Source organism: Ramlibacter sp. GCM10027632 (assembly GCF_042675325.1).
Taxonomy (GTDB): domain Bacteria; phylum Pseudomonadota; class Gammaproteobacteria; order Burkholderiales; family Burkholderiaceae_C; genus Ramlibacter.
Genome location: NZ_JBHTGW010000005.1, coordinates 47,634 through 59,894, shown reverse-complemented (window position 1 = coordinate 59,894; position 12,261 = coordinate 47,634). Strand labels below are relative to the sequence as shown.

At 72.6% G+C, this 12,261-nt stretch carries 13 protein-coding genes; 4 read left to right on the top strand and 9 right to left on the bottom strand.

All coding sequences use genetic code 11. The features are described 5' to 3' along the window. Window positions 1-85: 85 nt before the first annotated feature. Entirely contained in the window at window positions 86-934 is an 849-nt protein-coding gene (purU, locus tag ACFQZY_RS09125; protein WP_377415317.1) for a formyltetrahydrofolate deformylase, read from the top strand. 23 nt (window positions 935-957) lie between these two features. Beyond that, window positions 958-2,451: an FAD-linked oxidase C-terminal domain-containing protein gene (locus ACFQZY_RS09120; protein WP_377415316.1), complete on the top strand. Its 1,494-nt coding sequence runs from the start codon at window positions 958-960 to the stop codon at window positions 2,449-2,451. A gap of 3 nt (window positions 2,452-2,454) precedes the next feature. On the opposite strand, the gene ACFQZY_RS09115 is transcribed toward ACFQZY_RS09120, so the two are convergent. From ACFQZY_RS09115 to tsaB, 3 genes are all read right to left on the bottom strand, one after another. Continuing rightward, on the bottom strand, window positions 2,455-3,294 hold the full coding sequence (locus ACFQZY_RS09115) for a uracil-DNA glycosylase family protein (RefSeq protein WP_377415315.1): 840 nt from the start codon (window positions 3,292-3,294) through the stop codon (window positions 2,455-2,457). Window positions 3,295-3,325: 31 nt separating this feature from the next. Further along, complete coding sequence (gene rimI / locus ACFQZY_RS09110) at window positions 3,326-3,793, bottom strand: ribosomal protein S18-alanine N-acetyltransferase (protein WP_377415314.1); 468 nt, start codon at window positions 3,791-3,793, stop codon at window positions 3,326-3,328. Window positions 3,794-3,893: 100 nt separating this feature from the next. Continuing rightward, window positions 3,894-4,586, bottom strand: a complete 693-nt coding sequence (tsaB, locus tag ACFQZY_RS09105; protein ID WP_377415313.1) for a tRNA (adenosine(37)-N6)-threonylcarbamoyltransferase complex dimerization subunit type 1 TsaB — start codon at window positions 4,584-4,586, stop codon at window positions 3,894-3,896. A gap of 54 nt (window positions 4,587-4,640) precedes the next feature. Between tsaB and dacB the strand changes: the two genes are divergently transcribed. After that, on the top strand, window positions 4,641-6,065 hold the full coding sequence (gene dacB, locus ACFQZY_RS09100) for a D-alanyl-D-alanine carboxypeptidase/D-alanyl-D-alanine-endopeptidase (RefSeq protein WP_377415312.1): 1,425 nt from the start codon (window positions 4,641-4,643) through the stop codon (window positions 6,063-6,065). Here the strand turns inward: dacB and ACFQZY_RS09095 are convergent. The 4 genes from ACFQZY_RS09095 to purE are packed head-to-tail and all read right to left on the bottom strand — an operon-like array spanning window position 6,049 to window position 9,719. After that, the gene (locus ACFQZY_RS09095) at window positions 6,049-7,008 is read right to left on the bottom strand and encodes an SGNH/GDSL hydrolase family protein (protein WP_377415311.1); all 960 of its coding nucleotides are present in this window, start codon (window positions 7,006-7,008) and stop codon (window positions 6,049-6,051) included. The two genes, dacB and ACFQZY_RS09095, sit on opposite strands and share 17 nt — an antisense overlap. 44 nt (window positions 7,009-7,052) lie before the next feature. Beyond that, window positions 7,053-8,045, bottom strand: a complete 993-nt coding sequence (locus ACFQZY_RS09090) for an L-threonylcarbamoyladenylate synthase (RefSeq protein WP_377415310.1) — start codon at window positions 8,043-8,045, stop codon at window positions 7,053-7,055. Between the two features lie 13 nt (window positions 8,046-8,058). Further along, window positions 8,059-9,228: a 5-(carboxyamino)imidazole ribonucleotide synthase gene (locus ACFQZY_RS09085; protein ID WP_377415309.1), complete on the bottom strand. Its 1,170-nt coding sequence runs from the start codon at window positions 9,226-9,228 to the stop codon at window positions 8,059-8,061. After that, on the bottom strand, window positions 9,225-9,719 hold the full coding sequence (gene purE, locus ACFQZY_RS09080; protein ID WP_377415308.1) for a 5-(carboxyamino)imidazole ribonucleotide mutase: 495 nt from the start codon (window positions 9,717-9,719) through the stop codon (window positions 9,225-9,227). The genes ACFQZY_RS09085 and purE overlap by 4 nt, the downstream gene beginning before the upstream one ends. Before the next feature lie 58 nt (window positions 9,720-9,777). Here purE and trxA point away from each other — a divergent pair, with 58 nt between their 5' ends. Then, window positions 9,778-10,686 carry a thioredoxin gene (gene trxA, locus ACFQZY_RS09075; RefSeq protein ID WP_377415307.1) on the top strand — a complete coding sequence of 303 codons (909 nt, stop codon included), beginning with the start codon at window positions 9,778-9,780 and terminating at the stop codon, window positions 10,684-10,686. A gap of 52 nt (window positions 10,687-10,738) precedes the next feature. Here the strand turns inward: trxA and ACFQZY_RS09070 are convergent, their stop codons facing one another. Together ACFQZY_RS09070 and ACFQZY_RS09065 are read right to left on the bottom strand one after the other, a co-directional pair. After that, complete coding sequence (locus ACFQZY_RS09070) at window positions 10,739-11,197, bottom strand: SRPBCC family protein (protein WP_377415306.1); 459 nt, start codon at window positions 11,195-11,197, stop codon at window positions 10,739-10,741. An 84-nt stretch (window positions 11,198-11,281) separates the two neighbouring features. Continuing rightward, window positions 11,282-12,190, bottom strand: coding sequence for a phosphoribosylaminoimidazolesuccinocarboxamide synthase (locus ACFQZY_RS09065; RefSeq protein WP_377415305.1), 909 nt, complete (start codon window positions 12,188-12,190; stop codon window positions 11,282-11,284). Window positions 12,191-12,261 lie beyond the last annotated feature (71 nt).

Sequence of the window (12,261 nt, the reverse complement as noted above, 5' to 3'; positions counted from 1 at the left end):
ATTCTGGGGTGGAGGAATTGAACAATTCTGGCACTGTGGCCCCGGTCCGGAAGCCTCGGCCAAGCCCTGCGACAATCGCCGGGTTATGAGCCACGCCTACATCCTGACCCTCTCGTGTCCTGACCGTCCCGGCATCGTCCACGCCGTTTCCGGCTTCCTGCTCGAGCGGGGGGGCAACATCGAAGAAGCCGCCCAGTACAACGACCATGACACGGGCCTGTTCTTCATGCGGGTGCAGTTTGCGTGCGACCGGCTCACCTTCGGGGACCTGAAGCAACAGCTGGGCCAGTTTGCCGCCCCCTTCGGCATGAACTGGCAGCTTCACGCCACCGACTCGCCGATGCGCACCGTGCTCATGGTGAGCAAGGAAGGCCATTGCCTGAACGACCTGCTGTTTCGCTGGAAAAGCGGGCTGCTGCCGCTGGACATCCGCGCGATCGTCTCGAACCACCGCGAGTTCTACCAGCTGGCCGCGAGCTACAACGTGCCGTTCCACCACATCCCGGTGACGGCGGCGACCAAGGAGCAGGCCGAGGCCAAGCAGTACGAGATCATCGAGTCCGAGGGCGCCGAGCTGGTGGTGCTGGCGCGCTACATGCAGATCCTCTCGAACGACCTGTGCCAGAAGCTGTCGGGCCGCGCGATCAACATCCACCACAGCTTCCTGCCTTCGTTCAAGGGCGCCAAGCCCTACTACCAGGCGCATGACCGCGGCGTGAAGCTGATCGGGGCGACCGCGCACTACGTGACCGCCGACCTCGACGAGGGCCCCATCATCGAGCAGGACGTGGCCCGCGTGGACCACAGCAAGACGGTGGAGGACCTCACCGCCATCGGCCGCGACACCGAGAGCCTGGTGCTGGCGCGCGCCGTGAAGTGGCACAGCGAGCATCGCGTGCTCCTGAACGGCCACAAGACCGTGATCTTCAAGTAACCTGCCCTGCCTCCGGAGGCGCCATGAACGCACCCCTCGACCCGGCCATCGCCCAGCGCGCCGAGCGCCAGCGGCAGGTCGTCCAGGCCCTGGCCCCGCTGCTGCCGCAAGGCGGGCTGCTGTGGACTCCGGAGGACACCACCCCCTACGAGTGTGACGGCCTCACGGCCTACCGGCAGCGCCCGCTGGCCGTGGCCCTTCCCGAGACCGAGGCCCAGGTGGCCGCCGTGCTCAAGGCCTGCCACGCGCTGGCGGTGCCGGTGGTGGCCCGCGGCGCGGGCACCGGCCTGTCCGGCGGCGCGATGCCGCACGCCCTGGGCGTGACGCTGTCGCTGGCGCGCTTCAACCGCATCCTCGAGGTCGATCCCGCCAGCCGCACCGCCCGGGTGCAGTGCGGCGTGCGCAATCTCGCGATCAGCGAGGCAGCGGCTCCCTACGGCCTGTATTACGCGCCCGACCCGTCCAGCCAGATCGCCTGCACCATCGGCGGCAACGTGGCCGAGAACTCCGGCGGCGTGCACTGCCTGAAGTACGGCCTGACGATCCACAACGTGCTCAAGGTGCGCGGCTTCACCATCCAGGGCGAGCCGGTGGAGTTCGGCAGCGAGGCGCTGGACGCGCCGGGCTACGACCTGCTGTCCGTCATCGTGGGCAGCGAGGGCATGCTGGCCGTGACCACCGAGGTCACCGTCAAGCTGGTGCCCAAGCCGATGCTGGCGCGCTGCATCATGGCCAGCTTCGACGACATGCGAAAGGCCGGCGACGCGGTGGCCGCGGTGATCGCCGCCGGCATCATCCCCGCCGGCCTGGAGATGATGGACAAGCCCATGACCGCCGCGGTCGAGGACTTCGTCCACGCCGGCTACGACCTCAGCGCCGAGGCCATCCTCCTGTGCGAGAGCGACGGCACGCCCGAGGAGGTCGAGGAGGAGATCGGCCGCATGAGCGAGGTGCTGCGCAACGCCGGCGCCACCGCCATCGCGGTGAGCCGCGACGAGGCCGAGCGCCTGCGGTTCTGGAGCGGCCGCAAGAACGCCTTCCCCGCCTCGGGCCGCATCAGCCCCGACTACATGTGCATGGACTCCACCATCCCGCGCAAGCGGGTGGCGGACATCCTGCTCGCCATCCAGGCCATGGAGAAGAAGTACGGCCTGCGCTGCGCCAACGTGTTCCACGCGGGCGACGGCAACCTGCACCCCCTGATCCTGTTCGACGCGAACGACCCGGACCAGCTGCATCGCTGCGAGCTGTTCGGCGCCGACATCCTGGAGACCAGCGTGGCCATGGGCGGCACCGTCACCGGCGAGCACGGCGTGGGCGTGGAGAAGCTCAACTCCATGTGCGTGCAATTCTCCGCCGAGGAAAACGAGCAGATGTTCGGCCTCAAGCGCGCCTTCGATGCCCAGGGCCTGCTCAATCCGGGCAAGGTGGTGCCCACGCTGCAACGCTGCGCCGAGTACGGGAAGATGCTGGTGCGCGGCGGGCAGATCGCCCACCCGGACCTGCCGCGGTTCTGAGCCTCAGCCCCGGGGCGGTTCCAGCCGGTCCAGGGCCAGGCACAGGTCGGCCCAGGCCTTGGCCTTCTCCGGCAGGTTGCGCAGCAGGTAGGCCGGGTGGTAGGTCACCACCACCGGCACGCCCTGGTATTCGTGCACGCGCCCGCGCAGCTTGCCCAGGGGCTCGGTGCTCCCGAGCAGGGACTGCACCGCGAAGCGGCCCATGGCCACGATGATCTTCGGCTGCAGCAGGGCCACCTGGCGGCGCAGGAAGGGCTCGCACTGGGCCACTTCGGCCGGCTCGGGGTTGCGGTTGCCGGGGGGCCGGCACTTCAGGACGTTGGCGATGTAGACCTTGTGCTGGCGGTCCAGGCCGATGGATCGCAGCATGTTGTCCAGGAGCTTGCCGGCGGCGCCCACGAAGGGCTCGCCCTGCAGGTCCTCGTTCTCGCCCGGGGCCTCGCCCACGACCAGCCACTCGGCCTGCCGGTCGCCCACGCCGAAGACGGTGTTGCGCCGGCTCTGGCACAGGCCGCAGGCCTGGCAGCCGGCGACGGCGGCCTCCAGGGCCTCCCAGTCCATGGCATCGACACCGCCGGGGCGGTCGCCGGCGGGATGCAGGACGACCGGGGCGGCCGGTGCCGGGGGCGACGCGCGGGTCACCGGGGCCCGGGGGGCTTCATCGGCGAGCGCAGCGCAGGCCTCCACCGACGCCGCAACCGGCGAGGCGACGGCACTCCCCCCCGCCTGGTGGGGGGGTGAGGAAGGGGCGCTGTCCGGACGCCCGCCCGGGATCGCCTCGACGAGACGAATCCCCATCTCGGCGAGCATGGCGCGTTGGCGGTCGTCCAGGTGCAGGGTCATGGAAGGATTGTCGCTGGGCAGGACCGGGCGCTCAGAGCTGGAAGCTCATGACGATGGCGTCCTCGCGCCTGCCATGGCCGGCCGGGTAGTAGCCCTTGCGCAGGCCGACGCGGCGGAAGCCGTAGCGCTCGTACAGGTGCTGCGCGCGCGCATTGCTGACGCGCACCTCCAGCCACAGCCACTGCGCCCCCCGGCCGCGGGACCACAGGGCGAGCGCGTCGAGCAGGACGCGCCCCCAGCCCTGGCCCTGCAGCGTGGGCACGACGGTGATGTTCAGGAGGTGCACCTCGTCGACGCCCATCATCGCGACGTAGTAGCCGATCACCTCCTCCCCGGCCACCAGCAGCTGCGCCTGGTAGCCGGCGCGCAGCGAGTCCTCGAAGTTGCCGCGGGTCCAGGGGTGCGGGTAGGCCACGGCCTCGATCGCCAGCACGGCATCGAGCCGGTCCGGCGTCATCGGCGCCAGCCCCGCCTCACGCACCTGCGGCACGGCGCTCATGCGGCCCCCACGCATGTGGGCCCCCACGCTCGGCACTGCGTGTCCTTCGCTGCCCCCCGAGGGGGCGCGCGCTTGCTTGGGGCGGCCCGGCGCGGCGCGCTCATGCCGCCGCCTTCAGCGCCATGCGCTCCGCGGTCGTCTGGGCGACCTTGTCCCGCACGTAGATCGGCAGCGCCGCGGCCGGCGGCACGACGCCGCCCGCGGCGGCCAGCGCAGGGGCCAGGCGCAGCATCGCGTCGGCCGTGGGCAGGGCCTCGATGCGCGGGGCTCCCGCCGGCAGACGCGCGCCGTACGGGCCGAAGGCATTGCCCGCGAGCACCCAGCCCTCGGGCACCGCCACGGCCTCGGGCCGGTACAGGCCGATCGGGCCCTGGCGCTGCCAGGCCTGGCCGTCGAAGGCGTAGGCGGCGGCGTAGACCTCGTCCATCCGCGCGTCGAGCAGGGCCAGCACGCGGGTGGCGCCGTGGGAGGCGCGGGCGGCCTCGGCCACGGCCATCAGGGTCTCGACCGGCAGCACCGGCAACGCGGCCCCGAAGGCCAGGCCCTGGGCCACCGCGCAGGCGGTGCGCAGGCCGGTGAAGGAGCCGGGGCCGGCGCCGAAGGCGATGGCGTCCATCGCCGCCAGCGGCAGCCCCGCCTGCGCCAGCAGGCCACGGGCCACGGGGATCAGCGAGGCCGAGGCCTCGCGGCCGCCCTCGCCCTGGTGCGACAGGGTGCGCGGCCCGCCGCCGTCGCGCCATGACAGCGCCACGGACAGGTGCTCGGTGCTGGTGTCGAAGGCAAGCAGGTTCAAGGCAATGCGGAAATCGGGGGAAGCGGTGATTATCCGGCCACCGATAATGGCCGCATGGCCCTGCGCTCCCTCCTCGCCGCCGTGACCGCGCTGTGCGCCGCCCTGGCCGGCCCGCCCGCGCAGGCCCAGGGCCTGCCCACCGAGGTGGACGCCCACCTGGCCCGCGGCAAGCTGCCGCGCGAGGCGGTGGTGGTGGTCGTCGCCGACGCCGAGGGCCGCCTGCCCCCGCGCGTGTGGCACCGCGCCGATGCGCCGGTCAACCCCGCCTCCATCGCCAAGCTGGCCACCACCTATGCGGGCCTGGAGCTGCTCGGCCCGGCCTGGACCTGGACCACCCCCGTCTACCTCGACGGCCCGGTGCAGGACGGCACGCTCCAGGGCAACCTCTACCTGCAGGGGCGCGGCGACCCGCGCCTGGTGATGGAGCGCCTGTGGCAGCTGCTGCGGCGCGTGCAGGGCCTGGGCATCCGCCGCATCGCGGGCGACATCGTGCTCGATCGCAGCGCCTTCGAGCTGCCCCCGCAGGACCCGGCCGCCTTCGACGGCGAGCCCCTGCGGCCCTACAACGCCGGTCCCGACGCGCTGCTGGTGAATTACCGCGCCCTGCTGCTGCACTTCACCCCCAACGGCCAGGGCGCGGCGGTGCAGGTCGAGCCCGCCCAGGCCGGCGTGCAGCTGCCTGCCACCGTCCCCCTCGCCGGCGGCGAGTGCGGCGACTGGCGCGCCGCGCTGAAGGCGGATTTCCGCGACCCCGCTCGCATCCGCTTCGATGGCGCCTACCCCGCGGCCTGCGGCCCGCGCAGCTGGCCGGTGGGCGCCCCCGACCCGGCGGCCCATGCCGCGCGCGCCATCGCGGGCACGTGGCAGGAGCTGGGCGGCCAGCTCGCCGGCACGGTGCGCGAGGGCCGCGTGCCCGCCGGCCTGCGGCCGGTGCTGGAGACGCAGTCGCCCGCGCTGGCCGAAGTGGTACGCGACATCAACAAGTTCAGCAACAACGTGATGGCGCAGCAGCTGTTCCTGACGCTGAGCCTGCAGCAGCGGGGCCTGGGCACGCCCGCCGGCTCGCGCGAGGTGCTGCAGCAGTGGTGGCGGGAACGGGTGCGCACCGAGCCGCCGCAGTTCGACAACGGCTCGGGCCTGTCACGCCAGGAGCGCGCCACCGCGGCGCAACTGGCGCGCCTGCTGCAGGTGGCCTGGGCCTCGCCGCTGATGCCGGAGTTCGTGGCCTCGCTGCCGGTGGCGGGGCTGGATGGCACGGCGCGCCGCAGCGGCGCCCGCGCCGCCGGCCTGGCCCACCTCAAGACCGGCAGCCTGCGCGATGTGGCCGGCGTGGCCGGCTACGTGCATGCGCCGGGCGGGCGGCGCTGGGTGGTGGTGGCCATCGCCAACCACCCGAACGCCGGCGCGATGCGCCCGGCGATCGACGCGCTCGTGGACTGGGTGGCGCGCGACCCCGAGGCGCTTACCAGCGCGCGGTGACGCGCTGGTAGGCGTAGTCGCCGAAGGTGCGGTGGCCGAACGGCGTGGGGTAGACCAGGTCGGCGAACAGGTAGGTGTCCGGCGTGACGCCCGAGCCCAGGGTGCTGCTGGTGCACAGCGCGGAGTTCACCTGGCCGGTGCCGATGCCGATGCCGGCGCCCGCATCGACCGAGGCGCAGGCGGCGCCGGTCACGTTGGTCAGCGCGTAGGAGGTGGGGAAGCCGGTGAACTGGTTGAACTGCAGCGGCATGTCCACGTAGAGCACATGCTCGCCGAGGTCCGCCGCGGCCACCAGCAGGGCGTTGTTGAACGCCGTGCTCAGGGCCTCCAGCGTGGCCACCTGGCCGATCGCGATGGCCCAGGGCGAGCGGCCCAGGTTGTAGGGACCGGCGATGACGACGTGGCGCGCGCCGCCCTGGACCAGGCGGCGCACCTGCGCGGCGTAGTCACGCGCGGCCTGCTCGAGGTTGGCCCGGGCCTGGGCCACGGTCTGCTGGCCGGCGAAGGCCCGGGTGGCCTCGGCAATCATGTCGGCGGTGCCGGCGGACACCAGCAGCATGTCCTGCGTGGCGGGGCCGCCGGCGGCCAGGAAGCTGTCGACCTGGGCCTTCAGCGTGGGCGTGGCGGCGTTGCCGGCCGCATCCGGCGTGGCCAGGATGCGGGCGTTGCCGGTGGCGTAACTGGTGCCGCCGGCCGATCGGGTGGTGAGCACCAGGCCGAAGCGGCTGGCGACCTGCTGGGTCCAGACGTTCACCGAGCCGTCATTGATGGTGTAGCGCTTGCCGCCCACCTCGCCCAGGTCGGCGAGGCCGTCGCCGAAGGCCACCATGCGCGTGGGGCGGAACTGCGAGACGACGCCGGTGCCGCCGCCGCAGGCGGCCAGCAGGACGGGGGCGACGCAGGCCAGCGCGAGGACGGCGCGGCGCAGGCGGGGGAAGGCCATGAATCTCTCCAAGGGGGAATGCGTGGGTGGGGTCGGCCGCGAGTTTAAGCCGCGGCGCGGCGCAGCCGGTCCCGCACGCCGGCCCACTCGGGGGCCTCGGGCGGCTGCTCGATCCAGATCAGGCGCGCGCCCTGCGCGTCGAACTCGCGCAGCACGGCGAACAGCTCGCGCGCGGCCCGCGCCGCGTCGTCGGGCATGCGGCGCAGGGTGACGCCGCGCGAGGCGGCGGCCAGCGGTGTACGCGACCAGATGGCCAGGTGCGCGGCATCGGCGCCGAGCAGGTCCAGGCCGTCCTGAAGCGCCTTGGCGTCCATCAGCCGCACTTGGGCGTGCGGCGCGTAGTGCGACGCCAGGGTGCCCGAGGCGCGCGGCGCGGCCTGGGCGACCTCGTGCGGCAGCCACAGGCGCTCGCCGCAGGCGGCCTCGATCTGCGCGTGGGTCAGCGTGCCGGGACGCAGCAGCACCGGCTTGCCCCGGGTGCAGTCGACGATGGACGACTCGATGCCGACCTCGCAGGCGCCGCCATCGAGCACCAGCAGGTCGTCGCCGAACTCGCTGCGCACATGGGCGGCGGTGGTGGGGCTCACGCGGCCGAAGCGGTTGGCGCTGGGCGCGGCCAGGCCCGCCACCGGCGGCGCCAGCTGCGCGCAGGCGGCCAGCAGGGCGCGGGCCACGGGATGCGAGGGGCAGCGCAGGCCGATCGAGTCCTGGCCGCCGGCCGCCGCCTGGCCCATGCCCTCGCGGCGCGGGAGGATGACGGTGAGCGGGCCGGGCCAGAAGGCCTGCATCAGGCGGTGCGCCACGGGCGGGACCTCGCGGGCGAAGCGCCGCGCCATGTCCTCGCCGGTGACATGCACGATCAGCGGGTGGTCGCTCGGGCGGCCCTTGGCCGCGAAGATGCCGGCCACCGCGGCGTCGCTGCCGGCGTCGGCGCCGAGGCCGTAGACGGTCTCGGTCGGGAAGGCGACCAGCGCGCCTTCAGCCAGGCGGCGGGCCGCCTGGGCGATGGCATCAGGGGAGGAGCCGTCGAGGATCACGCGCGGCCGCCGCTCAGAACGGCTCGAGGCCGAGGAGGGCGCAGGCCTTGAGGGCCGACTCGCGCACCGCCACGGCGGTGGCGCCGGTGAAGGTGAGGTGGCCCATCTTGCGGCCGGCGCGGGCCTCGGTCTTGCCGTACAGGTGCAGGTGCGCGCCGGGCAGGGACAGCACGGCGGCCCACTCGGGCTCGCGGGCCGCGGTGTCGCCAGCGCGGAACCACAGGTCCCCCAGCAGGTTCAGCATGATCGCGGGGCTGTGCTGGCGCGGCTGCACCAGGGGCAGGCCGGCGAGCGTGCGTACCTGCAGCTCGAACTGAGAGCAGTCGCAGGCGTCCATGCTCCAGTGGCCGCTGTTGTGGGGGCGTGGGGCCATCTCGTTGACCACCAGCGAGCCGTCCTGCAGCACGAAGAACTCGACGCACAGCACGCCGACGTAGCCCAGGCCCTCGGCGATGGATTTCGTGGCGGCGATGGCCTGCTGCGCGCGCGCCGGCGGCAGGATGCCGTCGAACACCTCGGTCACGGCCAGGATGCCGCCGCGGTGCAGGTTGCGCTGGGGCGGCAGGTTCACCATGGCGCCATCGGCGCCGCGCGCCACCACCACCGAGCACTCGGCGGCCAGGGGCAGCATCTTCTCGAGCACGCAGGGCACGCGGCGCAGGCCCTCCCAGGCGGCGGCCAGCTCCTCGCGGGTGGACACGCGCACCTGGCCCTTGCCGTCGTAGCCGAGGCGGGCGGTCTTGAGGATGCCGGGCAGCAGGGCGTCGCCCACGGCAGCGAGCTGCTCGGGCGTCTCGATCACGGCATGCGGGGCCACCGGCACGCCGCACCTCGTGAAGTGGGCCTTCTCGGCGGCGCGGTCCTGGGCGATGGCCACCGCGTCGCCCGCGGGGGCGACGGGGCGGTGCGCCGCCAGCTGGCGCAGGGCCTGGGCCGGCACGTTCTCGAATTCGGTGGTGATGGCGTCGGCCACCCGGGCCAGCTCGGCCAGGCCCTTGTCGTCGAGGTAGTCGGCGTGCAGGTGGTGGTGGCTGACCCGGCCGGCCGGGCTCACCGCGTCGGGGTCGAGCACCGCGGTGAAGTACCCCATGCGCTGGGCGGCGTGGACGAACATGCGGCCCAGCTGGCCGCCGCCCATCACGCCGAGGGTGGCACCGGGCAGGAGGGTCGGGCGAGCGGTCATGCGCTGGGCGGCAGGGTGGTGTTGCGGGCGACGTCCGACTGCTTCTGGCGGTAGGCGTCGAGCCTGGCGCGCAGGGCCGGGTCGTCGGTGGCGAGCATCGCCACGGCGAACAGCGCGGCGTTGGCCGCGCCGGCCACGCCGATGGCGAAGGTGGCGACGGGGATGCCCTTGGGCATCTGCACGATGCTGTGGAGCGAATCCACGCCCTGCAGGTGCTTGCTGGCGACCGGCACGCCCAGCACCGGGACGGTGGTCTTGGCGGCGATCATGCCGGGCAGGTGGGCGGCGCCGCCGGCGCCGGCGATGATGGCCTTCAGGCCGCGGCCGGCCGCCGCCTCGGCGTAGGCAAACATGTCGTCGGGCATGCGGTGCGCCGAGACCACGCGGGCCTCATGCGCGACGCCGAATTCCTGGAGAATCGCGACTGCGTTCTGCATGGTGTCCCAGTCGCTGCCGGAACCCATGACGACGCCAACCTGTACCGTGCTCATGCCTGCCTTCAAGGGGAAAAGGCATGAATTTTAAGTTCCAACCCCCGAACAAGCCCGAATGATCGACGTCACCCTGGAAAACTTTGAGCAGGAGGTCATCGCCGCCTCCATGGAAGTGCCCGTGCTGGTGGACTTCTGGGCGCCCTGGTGCGGCCCCTGCAAGGTCATCGGGCCGCTGCTGGAAAAGCTGGAAGCCGACTACGGCGGCCGCTTCAAGCTGGTGAAGATCGACTCCGACCAGGAGCAGCAGCTCGCCGGCGCCTTCGGCATCCGCAGCATCCCGACCTGTATCCTCCTCATGGGCGGCCGCCCGGTCGACGGCTTCATGGGCGCGCTGCCCGAAGGCCAGGTGCGGGAGTTCCTGGACAAGCACCTGCCGCCCGGCGATGCCGTGGCCGACGAGGCCTTCGAGGAGGAGGCTGCGGCGCCCGCCGCCCCGGCCGGCAGCGAGGAGGCGATCGCCGCCCTGCGCCAGGCCGCCGAGGCCGCCCCGGACAACGACGACGCCCGCTTCGACTACGTGAAGGCCCTGCTCCTGGCCGGCCGCCTGGACGACGCCAAGGTCGCCTTCGCCCCGGTGATCGCCAAGGCCCCGGCCGTGCGCAAGCTCGACTCGCTGCAGCGCCAGATGGACGCCATGGACTTCGCCCTGTCGAAGGGCGCGCAGATGGAGGCCCTGGTCGACCTGGATTCGCGCATCGCGGCCAACCGCCGCGACTTCCCGGCCCGCTTCGACCGCGCCCGCCTGCTGATGGCGCACGGCAAGTGGACCGAGGCCATGGACGAACTGCTCGAGATCCTGATGCGGGACAAGTCCTGGAACGAGGAAGCCGCGCGCAAGGCCTACATCGCGGTACTGGACCTGATCGAGCCGCCCCGGCCCAAGGTGGCCGAGGGCCAGATCCCGCCGGACGACCCGACGGTGGCCACCTACCGGCGCCGCCTCTCCAGCGCGATCCTGAGCTGAGGGGACACGCCCCGGCCCGCCCCCGCCGGCCGGGCGGGCGGCCGAGGCGCGGCTACGCCGGGCCCGACTCCTCGACCAGCCGCCCCAGGAGGGCCAGCGAGTCCTGCCAGCCGAGGTAGCAGTCGTCGGCGGGGATGGCGGCCGGGATGCCCTCCTGCACGATGGACACCTCGGTCCCGCGCGCCACGGCGGTGAGCGTCACCGTGGTCTGCATCTCGCCGGGCAGCTGCGGGTCGTCGAAGCGCGCGGTGTAGCGCAGGCGCTCATGGGGCACCAGTTCGAGGTAGCTGCCGCCGAACGCATGGACATGACCCGAGGCGAAATGGGTGAACGACATCCGGTAGGAGCCGCCGGCCACCGCATCCTGCTGGTGCATGCGGGCGGTGAACCCGTCGGGCGGCAGCCATTTGACCAGCGCCTCGGCGTCGAGGAAGGCGCGGTAGACGCGCTCCGGGGGGCAGCGCAGGACGCGGTGGAAGCGGACGCTGGAGGTCGAGGTCGGTGAGGCCATGGCAAAGCTCCTGGGAGGGAAAAGCCTCGCCATTGTGCGCGGGCGCGGGCGCGCGGCGCACCCCCGCGCCGGGACCTGCCGGCGTTAACCCGTGAGCCGCTCCAGCGCCTCACGGTACTTGGCCGCCGTCTTCTCGATCACGTCCTGCGGCAGGCGCGGCGCCGGGGGCGTCTTGTCCCAGGGCTTGCCGTTCAGGCGGACCTGCTCCAGCCAGTCACGCACGAACTGCTTGTCGTAGCTGGGCGGGTTGGCGCCCTGCGCGGCGGCCTCTTCATAGCCCTCCACCGGCCAGTAGCGGGAGGAGTCGGGCGTGAGGACCTCGTCCATCAGCACCAGCTGGCCCTTTTCGTCGAGGCCGAACTCGAACTTGGTGTCCGCGATGATCAGGCCCTTCTTCAGGGCGATCTCGGCGGCCTCCTTGTAAAGCTGGATGCTGATGTCGCGGATGCGGGCGGCCAGGTCGGGGCCGATCATTTCCACGGTGCGCTCGAAGGTGATGTTCTCGTCGTGCTCGCCCACGGCGGCCTTGGCCGCGGGGGTGTAGATCGGCTCGGGCAGGCGGGCCGCGTTGGTCAGGCCGGCGGGCAGCTTCACGCCGCACACCGACTGCGACTCCTGGTACTCCTTCCAGCCGCTGCCGGCGAGGTAGCCGCGCACCACGGCCTCGACCGGGATCGGCTTCAGGCGCTTGACCAGCATGGAGCGGCCGATCACCTGGTTGCATTCGGCGGAAGTGACCACGCTCTCGGGCAGCTCGCCGGTGAGGTGGTTCGGGCAGACATGGGCCAGCTTGCCGAACCAGAACAGCGCCATGTGCGTCAGCAGCTCGCCCTTGCCGGGAATGGGCTCGCCCATGATCACGTCGAAGGCGGAGAGGCGGTCGGTGGCCACCATCAGGATGCGGTCGTCGCCGACGGCGTAGTTGTCACGCACCTTGCCGCGGGCCAGCAGCGGCAGGGAGGTCAGCGAGGAGGTATGCAGGGCGGAAGTCATGGCAGGGCCTTCTGGAAACGCAAACGGCCCGCGGTCAGCGGGCCGTTGATTATCGCAAGGGAGCGACCGGG

Bases quoted from the DNA above. Each gene is read 5' to 3' on its own strand.
- dacB (WP_377415312.1), top strand. From the start codon at position 4,641: ATGGCCCTGCGCTCCCTCCTCGCCGCCGTGACCGCGCTGTGCGCCGCC.
- purU (WP_377415317.1), top strand. From the start codon at position 86: ATGAGCCACGCCTACATCCTGACCCTCTCGTGTCCTGACCGTCCCGGC.
- ACFQZY_RS09065 (WP_377415305.1), bottom strand. From the start codon at position 12,190: ATGACTTCCGCCCTGCATACCTCCTCGCTGACCTCCCTGCCGCTGCTG.
- ACFQZY_RS09070 (WP_377415306.1), bottom strand. From the start codon at position 11,197: ATGGCCTCACCGACCTCGACCTCCAGCGTCCGCTTCCACCGCGTCCTG.
- ACFQZY_RS09095 (WP_377415311.1), bottom strand. From the start codon at position 7,008: ATGGCCTTCCCCCGCCTGCGCCGCGCCGTCCTCGCGCTGGCCTGCGTC.
- ACFQZY_RS09085 (WP_377415309.1), bottom strand. From the start codon at position 9,228: ATGACCGCTCGCCCGACCCTCCTGCCCGGTGCCACCCTCGGCGTGATG.
- ACFQZY_RS09115 (WP_377415315.1), bottom strand. From the start codon at position 3,294: ATGACCCTGCACCTGGACGACCGCCAACGCGCCATGCTCGCCGAGATG.
- ACFQZY_RS09120 (WP_377415316.1), top strand. From the start codon at position 958: ATGAACGCACCCCTCGACCCGGCCATCGCCCAGCGCGCCGAGCGCCAG.
- rimI (WP_377415314.1), bottom strand. From the start codon at position 3,793: ATGAGCGCCGTGCCGCAGGTGCGTGAGGCGGGGCTGGCGCCGATGACG.
- purE (WP_377415308.1), bottom strand. From the start codon at position 9,719: ATGAGCACGGTACAGGTTGGCGTCGTCATGGGTTCCGGCAGCGACTGG.
- trxA (WP_377415307.1), top strand. From the start codon at position 9,778: ATGATCGACGTCACCCTGGAAAACTTTGAGCAGGAGGTCATCGCCGCC.